15 protein-coding genes and 1 pseudogene are annotated in these 16,996 nt (G+C 64.7%); 13 read left to right on the top strand and 3 right to left on the bottom strand.

The window, feature by feature from the left end:
• Positions 1–9 precede the first annotated feature (9 nt).
• The 5 genes from QM707_RS05355 to QM707_RS05335 all read left to right on the top strand — a co-directional run bounded on the left by QM707_RS05355 (position 10) and on the right by QM707_RS05335 (position 4,971).
• Positions 10–963, top strand: a complete 954-nt coding sequence (locus QM707_RS05355; protein ID WP_415000828.1) for a hypothetical protein — start codon at positions 10–12, stop codon at positions 961–963.
• Between the two features lie 79 nt (positions 964–1,042).
• A complete protein-coding gene (locus QM707_RS05350) occupies positions 1,043–2,095 on the top strand; it encodes an SPFH domain-containing protein (RefSeq protein WP_415000827.1) in 1,053 nt (350 codons plus the stop codon).
• 42 nt (positions 2,096–2,137) lie between these two features.
• On the top strand, positions 2,138–3,253 hold the full coding sequence (locus QM707_RS05345) for a hypothetical protein (RefSeq protein WP_415000826.1): 1,116 nt from the start codon (positions 2,138–2,140) through the stop codon (positions 3,251–3,253).
• 91 nt (positions 3,254–3,344) lie between these two features.
• Positions 3,345–3,701 carry a DUF1428 domain-containing protein gene (locus tag QM707_RS05340; RefSeq protein ID WP_415000825.1) on the top strand — a complete coding sequence of 119 codons (357 nt, stop codon included), beginning with the start codon at positions 3,345–3,347 and terminating at the stop codon, positions 3,699–3,701.
• Positions 3,702–3,774: 73 nt separating this feature from the next.
• The gene (locus tag QM707_RS05335; protein WP_415000824.1) at positions 3,775–4,971 is read left to right on the top strand and encodes an adenylate/guanylate cyclase domain-containing protein; all 1,197 of its coding nucleotides are present in this window, start codon (positions 3,775–3,777) and stop codon (positions 4,969–4,971) included.
• Here the strand turns inward: QM707_RS05335 and QM707_RS05330 are convergent.
• Positions 4,968–6,389, bottom strand: a complete 1,422-nt coding sequence (locus tag QM707_RS05330; RefSeq protein ID WP_415000823.1) for a hypothetical protein — start codon at positions 6,387–6,389, stop codon at positions 4,968–4,970. The genes QM707_RS05335 and QM707_RS05330 overlap by 4 nt on opposite strands.
• 1 nt (position 6,390) lies before the next feature.
• Positions 6,391–6,684: pseudogene (locus QM707_RS05325) on the bottom strand (nuclear transport factor 2 family protein); the annotation flags it as partial.
• 546 nt (positions 6,685–7,230) lie between these two features.
• Here QM707_RS05325 and QM707_RS05320 point away from each other — a divergent pair.
• The 7 genes from QM707_RS05320 (at position 7,231) to QM707_RS05290 (ending at position 15,968) form a co-directional block, all read left to right on the top strand.
• Positions 7,231–8,469, top strand: coding sequence for a hypothetical protein (locus QM707_RS05320; RefSeq protein ID WP_415000822.1), 1,239 nt, complete (start codon positions 7,231–7,233; stop codon positions 8,467–8,469).
• A gap of 154 nt (positions 8,470–8,623) precedes the next feature.
• Positions 8,624–9,607 (top strand): GGDEF domain-containing protein, encoded by a 984-nt coding sequence (locus tag QM707_RS05315; protein ID WP_415000821.1) that lies wholly within the window; start codon positions 8,624–8,626, stop codon positions 9,605–9,607.
• Between the two features lie 6 nt (positions 9,608–9,613).
• Positions 9,614–10,570, top strand: a complete 957-nt coding sequence (locus tag QM707_RS05310) for an MBL fold metallo-hydrolase (RefSeq protein WP_415000820.1) — start codon at positions 9,614–9,616, stop codon at positions 10,568–10,570.
• 57 nt (positions 10,571–10,627) lie between these two features.
• Positions 10,628–12,268, top strand: coding sequence for an MFS transporter (locus QM707_RS05305; RefSeq protein ID WP_415000819.1), 1,641 nt, complete (start codon positions 10,628–10,630; stop codon positions 12,266–12,268).
• A 25-nt stretch (positions 12,269–12,293) separates the two neighbouring features.
• Positions 12,294–12,569, top strand: a complete 276-nt coding sequence (locus tag QM707_RS05300) for a GNAT family N-acetyltransferase (protein ID WP_415000818.1) — start codon at positions 12,294–12,296, stop codon at positions 12,567–12,569.
• A gap of 32 nt (positions 12,570–12,601) precedes the next feature.
• A complete protein-coding gene (locus QM707_RS05295) occupies positions 12,602–13,204 on the top strand; it encodes a YdeI/OmpD-associated family protein (RefSeq protein ID WP_415000817.1) in 603 nt (200 codons plus the stop codon).
• Between the two features lie 97 nt (positions 13,205–13,301).
• A complete protein-coding gene (locus QM707_RS05290; protein ID WP_415000816.1) occupies positions 13,302–15,968 on the top strand; it encodes a hypothetical protein in 2,667 nt (888 codons plus the stop codon).
• Positions 15,969–15,989: 21 nt separating this feature from the next.
• On the opposite strand, the gene QM707_RS05285 is transcribed toward QM707_RS05290, so the two are convergent.
• The gene (locus QM707_RS05285; RefSeq protein WP_415000815.1) at positions 15,990–16,385 is read right to left on the bottom strand and encodes a hypothetical protein; all 396 of its coding nucleotides are present in this window, start codon (positions 16,383–16,385) and stop codon (positions 15,990–15,992) included.
• A gap of 95 nt (positions 16,386–16,480) precedes the next feature.
• Here QM707_RS05285 and QM707_RS05280 point away from each other — a divergent pair, with 95 nt between their 5' ends.
• Positions 16,481–16,969: a hypothetical protein gene (locus tag QM707_RS05280; protein ID WP_415000814.1), complete on the top strand. Its 489-nt coding sequence runs from the start codon at positions 16,481–16,483 to the stop codon at positions 16,967–16,969.
• The last annotated feature ends 27 nt before the right edge of the window (positions 16,970–16,996 follow it).

Here is a 16,996-nt window from a genome sequence, read left to right as displayed (position 1 = left end):
GAAGCGTGCATGACTGAAGCGACGCCAGCCACGACGCGTTACCTCGCCAGTCGCTGCCCTGCCTGCGGTACGCCGAAGACACGGCCTGCGGCGACGGCTTATGTCTACTGCGATGCCTGCGGCGCGCTGGCCGACTACGATTTCCGCAAGGCCTGCGAACAGCCGATGCAGATGCCCGGGCCCGTCTATCGCAACCTGCAGGAACGACTGGCGCCGAAGCTGGCGAAAGCGCAGGCCGCGGGCGATCGCGAAGCCTTTCGGGACATCCAGTTGCAACTGTTCGATGCCTGGGTGACGGCTTGCCCGAACTCGGTGCCGGTGCGCGTCGGCGACCCGGACTACCGACGGGCGTATGTCGCGCACCTGGCCCACGCGGCGACGTTCGCCGCGTTCGACGCGGAAGCGGCCCGGATCGGCGAAGCGATGAACCACGCCATCGCCGCCCTCCAATGGACGACGAGCGCGCGCGGCACGGCCCAGGTGGAAAGCGCGAGTTTCGAGCGCCTGTACCAGGCGGTGCACGCGAGCCTGTCCTACCTGGTCTCCGATGCGGTGTTGTCGCAGCTGCCGCCCCACCCGGACGAGGCGCCCGCACCCCTGCAGCTGCGCATGTCGCAGGCGATGTTCGTCCAGGGCTGGTTGCCGTACCTGGACGAGGCCAGCGCACAGCGCCTGCTCGAGCGCACCGGTCTGACGCAGGAGTACCGGAGCGCGGAAAGCGCGCCCACGGGACTGGCCCATTGCGGTCACTGCAAGGCCGAGGTTGTCGCGGTCGAGGGCGCGCGCCGTGCCGTCTGCGAAGCCTGCGGGCACCGCCTGCTGATGGATCGCCGGATCGATTGCAGCGGTTGCGGCGCGGATCTGCGTCTCGATGGCGGCGGGCAGCCGGTGAACTGCCCTTACTGCCAGGCGCGGATCGAACGCATCGCGATTCCATGGCCTACCGCCGATACTCCCGCGTAAAAATCCCTTAACCCGACTTGCCCTAACATCCGCTTTCCCGGTGCCGAAGAGGCCCGGGCTCCATCGCAAAGGAAAGGCCATGAGCATCCTGAATTTCATCAAGGGCGAACTGCTCGAGATCATCGAGTGGACCGACGACTCCCGCGACACGCTGTCGTACCGCTATCCGGACGACGACAAGGAAATCAAGAACGGCGCCCAGCTGATCGTGCGCGAGTCGCAGCAGGTGCAGTTCGTGGCCGCCGGCAAGTACGCCGACGCCTTCGGTCCCGGCAAGCACACGCTGAGTACCGAGAACATCCCGATCCTGTCGACCATCCTCGGCTGGAAATACGGTTTCAACTCGCCGTTCAAGTGCGATGTCTACTACGTCAATACGCGGCTGTTCACCGGCAACAAGTGGGGCACCTCGAATCCGGTGATGATGCGCGACAAGGATTTCGGCATCGTGCGCCTGCGCGCCTTCGGCACCTACGATTTCCGCATCGTCGACGTACCGAAGTTCCTGAAGGAAGTCGCCGGCACCGACCAGAATTTCCGCCTGGACGAATTCGCCGACACGATGCGTTCGCGCATCGTCAGCATCTTCACCGACGCGCTGGCCACGGCCAACGTGCCCGCGCTCGACGTGGCGTCGCGTTATGGCGAGATGGGCGAGGCCCTGTTGCCGATCATCAATCCGGCGGTGACGTCGAAGTACGGCCTGGAGATCACCAGCTTCGTGCTCGAGAACGTCTCGGTGCCGCCGGAGGTCGAGCAAGCCATCGACAAGCGTTCGAGCATGGGCGCCATCGGCAATCTCAACGATTACGTGAAGTACCAGATGGGCCAGTCGATGACGATGGGCGGCGATGGCGGCGGTGCCGGCGCCGCCGCCGCGCAGATGGGCCTGGGCTTCGGTATGGCGCAGGAAATGTTGAAGGGCATGCAGCAGCAGGCGCCGGCCGCGGCCTCCGCGCCGACCGCGGCGACGACGCCCGACGTGCTGACGCCGGAGCAGGCGGCGCAGCTGCTTGGCGTTTCGGTCGAAGACGTCATGGCTTCGATCAATGCCGGCGACCTGAAGGCGCGCAAGATCGGCAACGCCTGGCGCATCGCCAAGGTGTCGCTGGACGAGTTCCTGCGTGGGTGAGCAGCGATGCGGACGGCGTCTCGCAGGCGGCGTTGAACCGACGTGAGCGAAACCGCCCCTGACATCGTGATCGGCAAGCATCCCTGTCCGGAATGCGGCGGGGATCTGGTCTGGAACCCTGGCAAGCAGTCGCTGGCCTGCCCGTACTGCGGCACCGTCGTGCCCTGGTCGCCGGCCGCCGCCGCCGATCCCGGGACCAGTATCGTCGAGAACGATCTCGTCGCCGCCTTGCTGATTCCGAAAGCAGGGCGCGACTGGGGCGCCGATCGGCGGGAAATGCAGTGCCAGAGCTGCCGCGCGATATCGGTCTTCGTCGACGGCAAGGTGGCGCAGCGCTGCGAATTCTGCGGATCGCCGGCCATCATTCCGCACGAAGGCATGAAGGACGCGATCACGCCGCAGAGCCTGCTGCCGTTCAAGATCAGCGATGGCCAGGTGCGCGACTTGATCCGCAAGTGGTACGGCAGTCGCTGGTTCGCGCCCAACCGATTGAAGACCGCGGCCCTCACCGACACGCTGCACGGCATCTACCTGCCGTACTGGACCTTCGACGCGCATGTCAGCGCGGATTGGACGGCCGAAGCGGGTTATCACTACTACGAAACCGAAACCTATGTGCAGAACGGCCGTACGCAGACGCGACAGGTGCAGCGCACCCGTTGGGAACCGGCGGCGGGGCATCTCGAACATTTCTTCGACGACGAGCTCGTTGCCGGGACGGTAGGCGTGCATGCCGATCTGCTCGTCAAGATCGAACCGTTTCCGACCGTCAGCGACCTGAAGCCGTACTCGCCGGAGTTCGTGCGCGGCTGGACGGTGGAGCGCTATCGCGTCGATCTGCGCAAGGCCGCCGAGATCAACGACCAGGACATGCGGCGCCAGACCGAGAGTCTCTGCGGCAGCCAGGTGCCGGGCGATACCTATCGCAACCTGCGAGTCGACGCCGATTTTCGCGGTCGCACCTTCAAGCACATCCTGGTGCCGGTCTGGCTGGTCAGTTACACCTATGGCAGCAAGAGTTTCCAGGTCGTCGCGAATGGCTACACCGGTGCCTTGGCCGGCGAGCGTCCCTGGAGTTGGGTGAAGATCTTCTTTGCCGCGTTGGGTGCGTTGATCGCCATCATGGTCTTCTTCGCGATCTTCTCCGGCGGCGAATAAGTCGCGGCGCATTCACCCGGCATTTCGTTCCGGGCTTGACCCTTGGGTGGCATCGGCGGAGTCTGGAGCTCCTTTCGCAAGGAGCACGCTCATGTACGTCGATGGATTCATCCTGGCCGTACCGAAGAAGAACCTGCCTGCTTACCGCCGCATGGCCCGACTGGGCGCCAAGGTCTGGCGGGAGCTGGGCGCGATCGACTACGTCGAATGCGTCGAGGACGACGTCAAGCCCGGTAAATGGACCTCCTTCCCGCAGAGCGTGAAGCTGAAGAAGGACGAGGTCGTGGTGTTTTCCTGGATCGTCTACAAGACCAAGGCCCAGCGCGACAGGATCAATGCCAAGGTCATGAAGGATCCGCGTTTCGCCACGTACATGGACCCGAAAAAACTGCCCTTCGACGGCAAGCGCATGATCTTCGGCGGCTTCAAGACCTTCGTCGCGAGCTAGTTTCCGTTTGCATCCGGAGTGCCCTCCGCCTACGTAACAGGGGAGGGCGGACTGATCCCGGACGGTGCGGCGAATGTCACTGCACGAACAATTGCTGCGCTGGCAGGCTTCGTTGGGCGCCAGCGGTCGCACCGACATCGCCGGCATCGTGCATCGCTACGGCCGGTTGATGAAGGAAAACGGCGTCGATGTGAGTCGCGCGACGCTGGCGCTGTTCACCCTGCACCCGCAGATCCAGGCCTTGCGCTACGTCTGGCACGACGAGGAGCGCGATCCCGGTCCCTTCCCGTCGCCGGCGCTGTTCCTTCGTCGCGTGCACCATCTGGAAGGCTGCACGGTGGACGAGGCGATGATGTCGCATGGCGCCAAGGACACGGAGCCCTTCAGGCGCAGCCCGTTCTATCCGGTGATGATGGGTCTGCCCATGCTGCATTTCCGCTTGGAGCGTGGACGAAAGCACGAATACCCGATACTCGACGACCTGGCCGGGCAGGGCGCCACGCACTACTTGGTCTACCCCTTGCCCTGCGTCGACGGCCAGATGAGCCTGGTGACGCGCGCGCCCGGCGGTTTCAGCGACGAGGCGATCGATTTCGTCGAATGCTCGCTCTCTTCGCTGGGCCTGCTGCTCGATGGCGCCATCAAGAACCTGGTCCTCGATACCGTGCTCGATTGTTATGTCGGCAGCTATCCGGGGCAGGAGGTGAAGCACGGAAAGATCCGCCCGGGCGACATGCTCGACCTGCAGGGCGCGATCTGGTTCTCCGACATCCGCGGCTATTCCACCGCCAGCCAGCGTTATGAGCCGAGCGAGTTCATCCGGCGGCTCAACGAATACTACGAATGCCTGGTGCCGATCATCTACGCGCACCAGGGCGAAGTGCTGAAATTCATCGGCGACGCGGTGCTGGCCATTTTCGCCGACGGCAATCCGGACAATGAGCGCCAGGCTTGCGCCAATGCCTATGCGGCGGCGCTGGAAGTGAATCGCTCGCTGGGCGAGCGCGGCATCGAGTTCGATCATGGCGTCGGCCTGCATGTCGGCCGCTTCAAGTTCGGCAATATCGGCAGCCTGCGCCGGATGGATTTCACCGTGATCGGCAACGACGTGAACATCGCTTCGCGCATCGAATCGCAATGCAGCCTGCAGCAGCGGCGCCTGCTGATGAGCGAAGCCTTCATGCGCGAATGCGGCGCCGACGCCAGCGAAGTGGCTCGCGTGAAGCTGAAAGGAATCGCCGGCGAGTTCCCGCTGTATGCGCCGGCCTAGGGTGGCGCCGAGGCTTTTTCCAGCATCGCGGGCCAGCGCGGATCGTTTCGCAGGAACTGCCAGTCGGGATCGCCGCGCAAGTCCGCCTGCTCGGCGCCGCCGCGCTGCAGGCAGAGTTCGAGTTCGTCGAACGCACGATCGGCGGCACGCGACAGGGCTTCCACCTGGGCGAGGCGGCAATGCGCGCTGGCGCGGTCGGGCAGGATGCGAACGGCCATCGCCAGGGCGGCGCGCGCGCGCGCCAAGTCGCCTGCCTGTTGCTGGGCGCGCGGCAGATAGGAAGCGGTCGCCGCATAAACGGACTGCAGCAAGCGCATGGCCGAGTCGGCCACGCGTACATCCGGATCGTGCGATTGTTCCTGCAATCGGGCGATGCGCAATTCGCGCAAGCTGCTCTCGACCTCGGGCGGCGGTTGTCGGCGCCCTTCGACCTGGCGCGTGTTGTAGCGACCGACCCAGGCGTTGAAAGCGCGCAGGTAGCGCGACTCTTCGTCGTGCAGACGTTTCTCGAGAGCGAACAGCGCACGCGTCCCTTCGGCAGAGGCCAGCGCCGAGGCTTCCTGGCGCGCGGCATCGACATCGCGCAGGCCGTCGAAATCGCGGACGAGCTGGTCGAGCCGCCGCCAGCGGTCGGCCGGATCGCGGATGCCTTCGGCTTCCGAGGCCGAAGCGGCGAACTGCGCGTCGATCCAGGCTTCGCGTCGCGGAGCGAGGCCGTCCCGCATCGCCATCAGTTCCAGCCAGTCGATCGCATGCCGGAAGCCGGCGGCATCGGGCCAGCCGTGACCCCCGTCGGTCACGTACAGGCGGTGCGGCGCTCCCTGCTTGCGCAGCGCGGCATCCAGGTCGTGCATCTCCTGGAAATTGAAGTCGTATCTCGCCGTCGTGCCGAAGAAACGCGGTGGCGATTTGCCCAGACGCCCCAACTCGGGCGGTCGGCCGCCCGCGCTGCCGACCATGCCCGCGACCAGCCCGTCCATCTGCTTTTCCACCACCCACAAGGTCTTGGCGGTGCCGGACATTCCGGCCAGATACAGGCGCCTGGGGTCGTAGGGATAACGCGAACCGGTCTCGCGAAGCAGTGCCTGCAATGCGTCGATCGTGATCGACTCGGCGTCGTCGCTGCGGCTCTGGTAGGAACTGATCAGGATCCAGCCATGCTCGGCGGCGCCGGCTCGCGCCATCTCCAGCGTCTGTTCCGCGCGTCCGCGTGGATCGAGCAGTATCAGCACCGGCCAGCGGCGCGCCGGATCGTAATCGGGCGGCAGGTACAGGCTGTATTGCTGCGCGCTGTCGGCGGCCGTTTCGATCCGGGGCACGATGCGTTCGGGCCTCGCCGCTTCGGCGGCGAAGGTCTGCGCCGGCAGGCTACTCGCCAGCAGCAACGCCAGGTGCCGCAGAGCTACGAACGCCGTCATTTCAGCGCTTCTGCGAGGAGTAGACCTTGTTGGCGATCTTCCATTCGCCATCGACCTTCAGCAGCACGAAATAGTCGGTGACCACGGCATTGGGAAAGGTCAGGGTGGCGCGCGCGGTACCGGCCGTGCCATTGACCTCGACGCTGTCGATGCGGCGCGTGCGCCGGGCTTCGTCGGCCGCGGGCTTGCCGCTGAAACGCGAGATGTATTCATAGGCCGTCCATGAAACGAACTTGCCGTCGCGCATGCCCTCGATGTGCGCGCTGGGCAGGAAGGCCGCGCGCATGTAGGCCGGGTCGCCCGTGCATGCCCTTGCAGGTAGGCCTCGATCGGTTTGCGCGCCAGTGCGGCTTCATCCAGTGTCGGTTCCTGCGCGAAGGAAAAACCTGCGAAGGCGAGGATCAGCATCGCGGCGGGCAACAGGGAGCGCAGTGGCGGTTTTCGCAGCGCGGACAAAAGCATGGGGGCGTCCTCCGACGGGGTCGGCCGAGCATCGACCGTGGCTGGGGCGAGGGAATGTGCCATTGGTTGGGTGCAACGGTGTACCGTGATCCCGCGTCCATCGTGCCTGACCGCAGACTGGAGTTCGCCGTGACCCGACCACTGATTTCACTTGCTTTCGTCATCCTCGCCCTGTTCGGCGGCGAGAGTCGTGGGCAGGCTCCCGCCTACGACGGCAAGGGCAATGCCTACGTCGTGCGCATCGACGCTGACGCCAGCCGGGCGCGGGTGGAGGCCGACCTATGGCTGCCTAGCAACAGCCTGGCCATGTTCGGCGTGTTGTCGACCGCGACGCATGCCAACGGTCAGGCCGATTTCATCCGCGACCTCAGGGCCAGCGATGCCGAGGGGCGCGAACTGGCGATCAAGGATCTCGGCGCCGGCGAACTACGAACTCGGCGGGCAGGGGCGCATTCGCCTGCGTTACGAGATCGCCCTCGAACACGACAAGTACGAGTGGCCGGCGGGCATCGAGGAAGTCGCGTACCACACCGACGAAGGCCTGATGTCGACCGGGTATGCGCTGCTGCTGGCGCCGGGGGATGCGATGCAGGGCGCGATCGATATCCGTTTCGAACTGCCGAAGGATTGGAAGGCCATCACGCCCTGGCAATCGACGGGCGAGAATCGTTTCGCCGTACCGAGTCGCCGCGAGTTGCTCAACAACGCAATGTTCTTCGGGACGGCGCCGGCGGAAACGCTGCAGGTCGGCGGCGTCGAACTGACCTTCGTGCTCGGCAAGCGCTATCGCGCAAGCAAGGACCTGTTCGTCGAGTTGTTGTCCAAGCAGATGCGCAGCTACCGCGAATATTTCGGCGGCGACCCGCTGTCCAGCCGCTATCTCATCATCGTCAATCAGGGCAAGGACGATGGCGGCGCCTACGCCTCGAGTTTCAGCCAGCTCATCAGCGGCGATGCCACGGCGGAGAACCGCATCGGCTGGGGCTATGTGATGTCGCACGAACTGCTGCATTTCTGGAACGGGTTGTCGCTCGTTCGCAAGGACAGCCGCGACGAGTGGTTCAACGAAGGATTCACCGACTACATCACCCTGGTCACGCAGGCCAACAACGGCCTGCTCGACCAAAATCGGTTCCACTGGCGCATGGAGAACATCGCCCGGCGTTATCTGTTCGCCCGCATCGGCCAGCACCTCGGCATGACGGTGCGCGAAGCCGGCGCCGACAAGCAGCCCAACCGCGAGCTGATCTACGGCGGCGGCGCGCTGACCGGTTTCGCGCTGGACGTCGAGTTGCGCAAGGCCAGCGATGGCCGGATCGGCCTTCCACAGTTGATCCAGTCCATGTACGCCGAATTCGGCAAGCCCGGCCTGACCTATTCGCTGGAAGACGTCGAGCGCCATGCCAAGGCGTTGACGGGGCGAGACTTCCGCGAATTCTTCGCCCATGCCGTCGAGAGCAAGGACTATTTCGACGCGCGACCCTGGTTCGAGGACGTCGGGCTGCGCCTGGACAACTTCCTGTTCGACGAGTCCTACGTGCGGCCCAGCCCCAGCGCGAGCGCGGCGCAGAAGCAGCGCTTCCGGGACATCTTCGGAACGCAGGTCGCCGCCCCCTGAGCCCCCCGGCCGGACGAGGCGCCAACGCCGCGACGCGTCCGGCCACCTGCTCGGGCGCGACCCGGCGCTTTCTTCACGCACGGGCCGCCCTGCTTGCGTATGCTGGGGCGGCCCGGGTTCCGGGCGTGCACTGCCTGGCACCGGGGGGAGCCGCGTGCGGAAAGTCCTGCAGCGAATGCGCACCGATTTCCAGCTGGCGATCATCACGTCGCTAGGCTTCTGCGCCGTTCTCGGCATCATCCCGTTCTCGATCTATCGCTTCCTGTCCGGCAACGCCTTCGCCGGCGTCGTCGACCTGCTCATCAGCGTCGGCATCGTCGTCGCGGTCCTGAACGCCTGGAAGAGCGGCAACGTCAAACGTGCCGGCCTGCTGCTGGCCATCGTCAACACCGCGGGGTGCCTGCTCAGCGCCAGCGTGCTGGGCCCGCCCGGGCAGTACTGGATGTATCCGGCCCTGGTCGGCAACTTCCTGCTGCTGGATCGCAAGCAGGCGTTGCTGCTGACGGCCAGCGCCCTGGTGTTCCTGACGGTGCAGGGCAAGGCCTACGACTCGCGCCTGCAACTGGTGATGTTCCTCGTTTCCGCCTCGGTGACGAGCATGATCGCCTTCGTCTTCGCCTCGCGCACCGATACGCAACGGCAGCAACTCGAAGCGTTGGCAACGCTCGACCCCCTGACCGGCACCGGCAACCGCCGTGCGATGGTGCGCGAGCTGCAACTCGCAGTAGAAAGCTTCAAGCGAACCGGCTCGCCTTTCGGGCTCGCCATGCTCGATCTCGACCACTTCAAGCAGATCAACGACAAGCACGGGCACGAATGCGGCGATGAAGTCCTGGTCGACTTCGCCGAGCTGGTCCGCCAGCACACGCGCAAGGTCGACCGTTGCTTCCGCTTCGGCGGCGAGGAGTTCGTCCTGCTGATGCCTTCGACCGACGTGGAAGCCTTGCGCGTGATCGATTCGCATCTGCGCGAGTACGTGGCCGGCAAGCTGCGTTGTCGCGAGGAGCAGGTGACGGTTTCCATCGGCGCCGCGGCATTGCGCAAGGGCGAGGACTGGCAGGCCTGGCTGGCGCGCGCCGATGCCGCCCTGTACTGTGCCAAGCACGAAGGCCGCAACTGCACGGTCGTGGATGCCTGAACACGAATGAAGCCGGTCACGAAGATTTTCGCCGCCGCGGTGCTGACGCTGGCGCCCGGCGCGTACGCTCCGGCTGCTGCCGCCGAATCCGCTAACGCAACGCCTTATGTGCTGGTGCTCGGCGTAGCCCAGGACGGCGGTGCGCCGCAGGCGGGTTATCCCGATGAACCGGGCTGGACGGACGCGACGAAACGCCGACTTGTCGCCAGCCTCGGCCTGGTCGATCCGGTCAGCGGCCAGCGCTGGCTGTTCGACGCCACGCCGGATTTCCCCGAACAGCTGCAACGACTGGACACGGCGCAGAAGCCGAAGTCGCGACCGGGCCTGGATGGCATTTTCCTGACGCATGCGCATATCGGGCACTACACAGGGCTGATGTACCTCGGGCATGAGGTGATCGGTGCGCGCGAAACGCCGGTCTGGGCGATGCCGCGTTTCAGCCGATACCTGCAGGACAACGGTCCGTGGCAGCAGTTGGTGAAGTACAGGAACATCGCGCTGCGGCCCTTGTCGGCCGGCACACCGGTCGTGCTGAACGAGCGGCTCAAGGTCACGGCGATTTCGGTGCCGCATCGGCAGGAGTATTCGGAGGTGGTGGGATATCGCATCGAGGGCCCGGAGCGATCGGTGCTGTTCATACCCGATATCGACAGTTGGACGCAGTGGGACGCCGAGGGCACGCGCATCGAAGACGAGATCGCCAAGGTCGATGTGGCCTACCTCGACGGAACCTTCTACGCCAATGGCGAGATCCCCGGGCGGGACATGAGCGGCTTTCCGCATCCCTTCATCAGCACCAGCCTGGCGCGGTTCGCGAGTTTGCCGGCCGAACAGCGCGCCAAGGTCCGCTTCATCCACCTGAACCACACGAACCCGGCGCTGTGGCCCGGAACCGAAGCCAGGCGCGCGATCGAAGCGGCCGGCGCCCGTTTGGCCGAAGAGGGCGAGCGCGTCGGCTTGTAACTCGCAATCGCTCCGGTTTTTCGTAAGAATGCGGTCAAACCACAATACGGAATACCGATGAGCGAAGCCATCGCCGGCAGCGGCCGACTGCCGCGCCAGATCCCCTACATCATGGGCAACGAAGCCTGCGAGCGCTTCAGCTTCTACGGGATGCGCAACATCCTGGTGCAGTTCCTGGCCAGCAGCGTGATCCTCGCCTACCTGCCCGAAGCAACGCGCGAAGGCATGGCGAAGGAGGTCTTCCACAGCTTCGTCATCGGCGTGTATTTCTTTCCGCTGCTGGGCGGCTGGTTGTCCGACCGCTTCTTCGGCAAGTACAACACCGTCTTCTGGTTCTCGCTGATCTATTGCGCGGGCCATGCCTGTCTGGCGTTGTTCGACAGCGACAAGACGGGCTTCTACACGGGACTGTTCCTGATCGCATTGGGATCCGGCGGCATCAAGCCCTTGGTGGTCAGCTTCGTCGGCGACCAGTTCACCCGCGACAACAAGCACCTGGCCAAGATCGTCTTCGATTTCTTCTACTGGACGATCAACTTCGGGTCGTTCTTCGCCTCGCTGTTGATGCCCTTGTTCCTGCGCAACTACGGACCGGCGATCGCCTTCGGCATCCCCGGCATCCTGATGGGCGTGGCGACGATCCTGTTCTGGTTGGGACGCAAGCAGTACGTGCGGGTGCCGCCGACGCGCGGCGAGGACCCGCATTCCTTCGCCAATGTCGCGCGCACGGCCCTGACCACGCGGACGGCAGGCCAGGGGCGCCCAGGTCTGACGGTCGCCGGTTTCGGCGTCGCCTTGGCGCTGGCGATGCTTCTGTGCTGGGCGATCGAGCTGCTGTTCGCACTCTTCGACGCGCCGATCGACATCGGTTTCTGGCCGAAGGATTTCGGCTTCGTGATCACCGCCTGCCTGGCCTTGGGCGTGCTGATCGCTTTCGGCGGCGTCGGCACATCGATGCAACTCGAGCGGGCGCGCGGCCAGCACCCGGATGAAGCGGTCGACAGCGTGCGCGCGGTGCTGCGCATCATCATCGTGTTCGCCCTGGTCACGCCATTCTGGTCGTTGTTCGACCAGAAGGCCTCGACCTGGGTGTTGCAGGGCAACGGCATGGTGATCCCGCACGACGCCTGGTGGTGGCCGAGCAAGATCGTGCAGACCGCCGGCCAGATGCAGGCGCTCAACCCGATCATGGTGTTGCTGATCATCCCGCTCAACAACATCATCCTTTACCCGTTCCTGCGCCGCATCGGCTTCGAGCCGACCGCGCTGCGGCGCATGGGCGCCGGCATCGCCATCGCCGGCCTGGCCTGGATCGTCGCCGGCGTGCTGCAGCTGCGTATGGATGGCGGCGAACAGGTGCTGCTGTCTTCGCAGTTCTGGCCCTACCTGATTCTGACCTTCGCGGAGGTGCTGGTATCGGCCACGGCGCTGGAGTTCGCCTACAGCCAGGCAACTGGTGCGATGAAGGGCGTGATCATGGCCTTCTGGTATCTGACCAGCACCTTCGGCAGTTTGTGGGTTCTGTTGACGAATGCCGCCGTGCGTAACGAGGCCGTGACTGCGCAGATCGCGACTACCGGCTTGAGCGAGAACGCCTTCCTGATGTTCTTCTTCGCGGGCTTCGCTTTCGTGGCCGCGGCCGCGTTCGGCATGTACGCACGCAGCTACCCGATGCAGGACAACTACCGGCAGGCATAGCCGCGACCAGGATCGAGGAGAACGCATGGATTACGCGATCGAACACGATGAGGAAGCGCGGCGCTTCCACGTCGACGTCGGCGGCCTCGAATCCGAGCTGGTGTACCGGCTGTCGGATCGCGTCATGCGCATCGTCCATACCGGTGTGCCGATGCCGCTCGAAGGGCAGGGCATCGCCTCCGCGCTGGTGAAGGCCGCGTTGGCGACGGCGCGCAGGGAAGGCTGGAAGGTCGTGCCGGCCTGCAGTTATGCCGCGGCCTTCTTCCAGCGGCACCACGAGTACGACGACCTGCTGGCCTGAGGCCGGCGACGCTTTCGGGAGCAACGCACGGCATGGGCCAGCACGATCCGCGCATCGACGCCTATATCGAGAAATCGGCCGAGTTCGCCCGGCCGATCCTCCATCGCCTGCGCGAGATCGTGCACGAGGCCTGCCCCGAGGCCGAAGAGTCGTTGAAGTGGAGCATGCCGAACTTCGACTACGCCGGCGGCATCCTCTGCGGCATGGCGGCGTTCAAGCAACATGTCTCTTTCGGATTCTGGAAGCACGCGCTGGTGATGGGCGAGGGCAATCCGCGCGATGGCATGGGCAGTTTCGGCAAGATGACTTCGCTGAAGGACTTGCCGACGAAGAAGGAACTCGTTGCGCTCATCAAGAAGGCGATGAAACTCAACGAGCAGGGCGTCAAGGCGCCGGCAGCGCGCAAGAAGGCGGCGAAGCCCGCCGCCGCCGTGCCGGACGACCTGCAGGCGGCACTGAAGAAGAACAGGAAGGCGCTGGCCACGTTCGAGGCCTTCAGCCCCAGTGCGCGACGCGAATACATCGACTGGATCGTCGAGGCCAAGCGGGAGGAAACCCGTGCAAAAAGACTGGCGCAGGCGGTCGAGTGGATGGCCGAGGGCAAGCACAGGAACTGGAAGTACATGAACTGCTAGGCAGTTCGGGGGCCTGCATCGGGCCCATGGCTGACGTAGCGCCCCGGTCGTAGCAGAATGCCGATAGGGAAGGGGCAAGCGCCCCGCGGGGATCGCCATGATCGACAGGATGGGTAAGCGGCTAGGTCGAGGCAGGACGGGGATTGCGCTCGTGCTCGCGCTCTCGGCTTTCGCGGCCACCTGCCAGGCGGGCGTCCAAGAGTTGACCGGTCGCGTGCAAGTCGTGGCTCGGGACACCGGATCGAAGATCGGCGGCGAGTATCGTTACTACCTGCTGACTGCGGACAAGCGGCGCATCGAACTGCGCCTCGATGGCTTGCAGATGTCCGTGCTCCGCACCGGCGCGACGATACGCGCGAAGGGCGAAGCACGTGGTGATCGCTTCGAGCTGTTGCGTGGATCGGCGGGCTATTCGGTGATTTCGCCTGCCCAGCCGCTGGCGGCGACGAGTTCGCGAAAAGTCGCCGGCATCGTCGTCGATATCGTCGATGGACAAGGAACAACGCACGGTTCGAACAGCAACTGCGTGGCGAAATTGGCCGATCGCATGTACAGCCTGGATCTCGACAGCCTCGATTCGTTCATGACGGCGAATTCCTATGGAGCCGTCGGAATCTCGGGCATCGGCTATCCAGGCTCCAGCACGGACATCCGTCGGGTTTCCGTGGCGGAGGCGGCATTGGATATCGGTGGCGTCTGCAAGGAAGAAGCGTGGGCGGCGGCGGCCGACGCACAGGCCGCGGCCGCTGGACTCAACCTGTCTTCCTACCAGCATCGCTATTACATCCTGCCGCCGAACGTGGGCTGTGCGTGGGCAGTGCAGGCCTATCAGGCCTGCGCGGCCGGTACGACCTGTCGCTCGTGGATAAAAGGGCCCGAAGTAAGCGCCTGCGACAATTACGATCAGTTCGCCCATGCCATGGGGCACAACCTCGGCATGCTGCATGCCGTGTCGGACACGAACAACGATGGCACCACGGATGGCTCCGACGTATCCGATCCGGTGGAGCCGACGTCTCCGTGGGGGTTCCGCGAGTTCAATGCGCCTCATCGCGAACAGATGGGCTGGATTGGAGGACGGCTCGCGACCGTGGCGAGCACGGGCAGTTATGCCATCACGGCCATCGAGCGCCAGGTCGCCGCCAATCCGCAGGCGTTGAAGATCTCCGTGTCGACGGGCAGCCCCTACTACCTGAGCACGCGCCTGGACGAAGGTTACGATTTCAGCATGCCCGGCGACGACATCTTCGTTCACCGGACGGCGGTGCATCGTTACCAACCCGGTGGCGAGACCCGATTCATCACTTCATTGGGCGACGGCCAGATATTCGCCGATCCTGCGAATGGCCTGCGGATTACCCAGCTTTCGCATAACGGCGACGGCGTCGTGGCGAAGGTCGAGAAAGGAGTCACGCTGAGCTGCACGCGCGCGGCCCCGGTGCTCGGCCTGCAGCCCTCTTCCGTCACGCTCACCGCGCAGGGAACCGCCGTGTTCCAGGCGACGTTGACCAACAAGGATTCCACCGATTGTGGGCCCAGCAATTTCCGGCTCATCGGCGAGGCGCCCGGGGGCTGGACAGTCGCTGTCGTGAGCAAGCCGCCCAACAGCCCCTTTGGCTCGGATCTCGTTTCGCTGCTGCCGAGCGGCAGCATGCCGTTTTCCATGAGTTTTTCTCCGCCGGCGGGCGCTTCGAACGGCAGCTATCCGATCAAGGCCACCACGACAGCGGATGCGATGCATGCGGCGGTTTCCACGCCTGCTACGGTGGTCATCAACATCCCAACGCCGCCCTGCACGCGCAACAAGCCCTTCGTGTCGATGACGCCGGCGTCGCAGACCGTGAATGCGGTGCCAGCATCGCGCGACTACACCTTGACGATCACCAATACCGATTCGCAGTTCTGCCCGGCCACGACTTTCAATCTGACCGCGCAGGTTCCGGTCAAGTGGAGCGGCTCGGTGACGCCGTCGACGGCGGCGCTGTCCCCAGGGGCCTGGACCAGCGCGGTGGTGAAAGTGAACGCCCCGGCGACCGCCACCGACGGGACCTATACGTTCAATGCCGGGAGCGCCGGCGACGCCAGTCATGTGCAAAGCAGGGTCAGCGGCAAGATGGTCGTCGCCATCAGCGGTGGCGGCACTTGCGTTCGTGCGGCGCCGCTCGTTTCCATCACGCCGGCATCGCAAACATTGACCGCCCTGCCGGGCTCGGCGTCCTACTCGGTCAACGTGACGAATCAGGACAGCAGCGTCTGCGCTGCGAGCGCCTTCGGATTGTCTTCGGCCGTGCCAAGCGGTTGGAGTCGAACCCTCACGCCCTCCAGCTTGAGTCCGGCTCCCGGAGCGAGCTCGGTCGCGACGCTCGTGGTGAGCGCACCGACGGGCGCATCCAACGCCACTTATCCCATCAGCATCGCGACCGTAGCCGATGGCAGCCATTCGGCGGTCCAGGCCAACGCGACGACGATCGTGAACGTTTCCGCCGGTGGTGGCGATACCACGCCGCCGACCGTACCGAGCAATCTGAAAGCATCGGTGCTGGTGAACAAGGTGAAGCTGAGCTGGAATGCATCGAGCGATGGCGGCACCGGCGTCGCGGGCTATCGCGTTCTGCGCAATGGCGCGTTGATCGCCACGGTGCCCACGCCGACCTACAGCGACGCGCCCGGCAAGGGAGTGTGGAGCTACGCGATCATCGCGTTCGATGCGGCCGGAAATGCATCGGCCGCGAGTGCGCCAGTTACGGCGGATGTGAAACGCTGATGGTACGGACGTCGAGAAGCGCTACGGCGCTTCTTCGACGTATACCGCCAGCGCCATGCCCGAATCGCGCTTGAAGCCCACGCCCACGCCGGCGCGATAGTTGCCTGCGCCGACTCCGCCGGCCGGTTGTTCGCGCAAACCCCACAGGAACAGACCGTTGGCGCCGAGCGCGCCGGCTTCGCGCTTGAGTCGTTCGATGATGCGCTCGGAACTGTCGCCGCTGGAAATCGGCAAGCGAATCTCGCCGGAAGCTTCCAGGATGGCGATCTCCTGGTATTTCGCCGGGCGCTCGAAATAGACCTTCACCTGTTCCGGCGGGACCGGCGGCCGCGCCTTGCCCACCATCACGTGGGCGGTGGTGCAGGCGCAGAGCGACAGCAGCGATAATGACAGCAGGAATTTGCCGACCAGGCGCATGGGGTTGCCGGAATGGAGTTTGCGCGATGGTATCCGATATCGCAGGGGCACGGCATGGCCGACGGCCCGGCGGGCGAAACGGTGCGGAGGAACGGATGAACCTGGAGGGCGAACGGCGGTTGAACAAGTTGCTCGCACTCGGCGCGCTCCTGATGGCCGTCTGCGCCGCCGTATGGATCTTCTATCCCACGACGGTTCCCTCGGTGCTGTACGTGGCCGATGGAATGAGCGACGAACATTTCATCGCGCTGAAAAAGGAGATCATCGGTTTCGCCGAGAGCAGGTCTTCCTCCGGCCTGTCCGCCGGTGGCGATGACAGCAGCTACGGAACCATCAGCCTGGACTGCGACAGATTCCCCGTGCTGGTCCTGTCCCAGGATCCGGGGGCCACCACGACGTTGATGGTGTTCGAAAACATGATCAAACCATCGTCTTCGGTGAATGGCCTCGTTACCCGACTGGTGGCGAAGATGGGAAGGATTCGCGAGAAGCATGTGCCCCTGCCGGAAGACCAGCCGAACGAGGTCGATCGTTTTTTCCTCAAGTACAGGGACGATACCGACATGACGAAGAAATGCCGTTGATTCGGTTTGATCGGATTCTTGTCCGGT

Origin of the sequence: Arenimonas sp. (assembly GCF_047602345.1) — a bacterium.
In the GTDB taxonomy this organism is placed as follows: Bacteria; Pseudomonadota; Gammaproteobacteria; order Xanthomonadales; family Xanthomonadaceae; genus Arenimonas.
This window is presented reverse-complemented; position numbering and strand designations above follow the sequence as displayed.

What these genes read in the sequence shown, in the direction of transcription:
- QM707_RS05355 (WP_415000828.1), top strand. Translation starts at nt 10, where the DNA reads ATGACTGAAGCGACGCCAGCCACGACGCGTTACCTCGCCAGTCGCTGC.
- QM707_RS05350 (WP_415000827.1), top strand. Translation starts at nt 1,043, where the DNA reads ATGAGCATCCTGAATTTCATCAAGGGCGAACTGCTCGAGATCATCGAG.
- QM707_RS05340 (WP_415000825.1), top strand. Translation starts at nt 3,345, where the DNA reads ATGTACGTCGATGGATTCATCCTGGCCGTACCGAAGAAGAACCTGCCT.
- QM707_RS05335 (WP_415000824.1), top strand. Translation starts at nt 3,775, where the DNA reads ATGTCACTGCACGAACAATTGCTGCGCTGGCAGGCTTCGTTGGGCGCC.
- QM707_RS05330 (WP_415000823.1), bottom strand. Translation starts at nt 6,389, where the DNA reads ATGACGGCGTTCGTAGCTCTGCGGCACCTGGCGTTGCTGCTGGCGAGT.
- QM707_RS05320 (WP_415000822.1), top strand. Translation starts at nt 7,231, where the DNA reads ATGCCGAGGGGCGCGAACTGGCGATCAAGGATCTCGGCGCCGGCGAAC.
- QM707_RS05310 (WP_415000820.1), top strand. Translation starts at nt 9,614, where the DNA reads ATGAAGCCGGTCACGAAGATTTTCGCCGCCGCGGTGCTGACGCTGGCG.
- QM707_RS05305 (WP_415000819.1), top strand. Translation starts at nt 10,628, where the DNA reads ATGAGCGAAGCCATCGCCGGCAGCGGCCGACTGCCGCGCCAGATCCCC.
- QM707_RS05300 (WP_415000818.1), top strand. Translation starts at nt 12,294, where the DNA reads ATGGATTACGCGATCGAACACGATGAGGAAGCGCGGCGCTTCCACGTC.
- QM707_RS05295 (WP_415000817.1), top strand. Translation starts at nt 12,602, where the DNA reads ATGGGCCAGCACGATCCGCGCATCGACGCCTATATCGAGAAATCGGCC.
- QM707_RS05290 (WP_415000816.1), top strand. Translation starts at nt 13,302, where the DNA reads ATGATCGACAGGATGGGTAAGCGGCTAGGTCGAGGCAGGACGGGGATT.
- QM707_RS05285 (WP_415000815.1), bottom strand. Translation starts at nt 16,385, where the DNA reads ATGCGCCTGGTCGGCAAATTCCTGCTGTCATTATCGCTGCTGTCGCTC.
- QM707_RS05280 (WP_415000814.1), top strand. Translation starts at nt 16,481, where the DNA reads ATGAACCTGGAGGGCGAACGGCGGTTGAACAAGTTGCTCGCACTCGGC.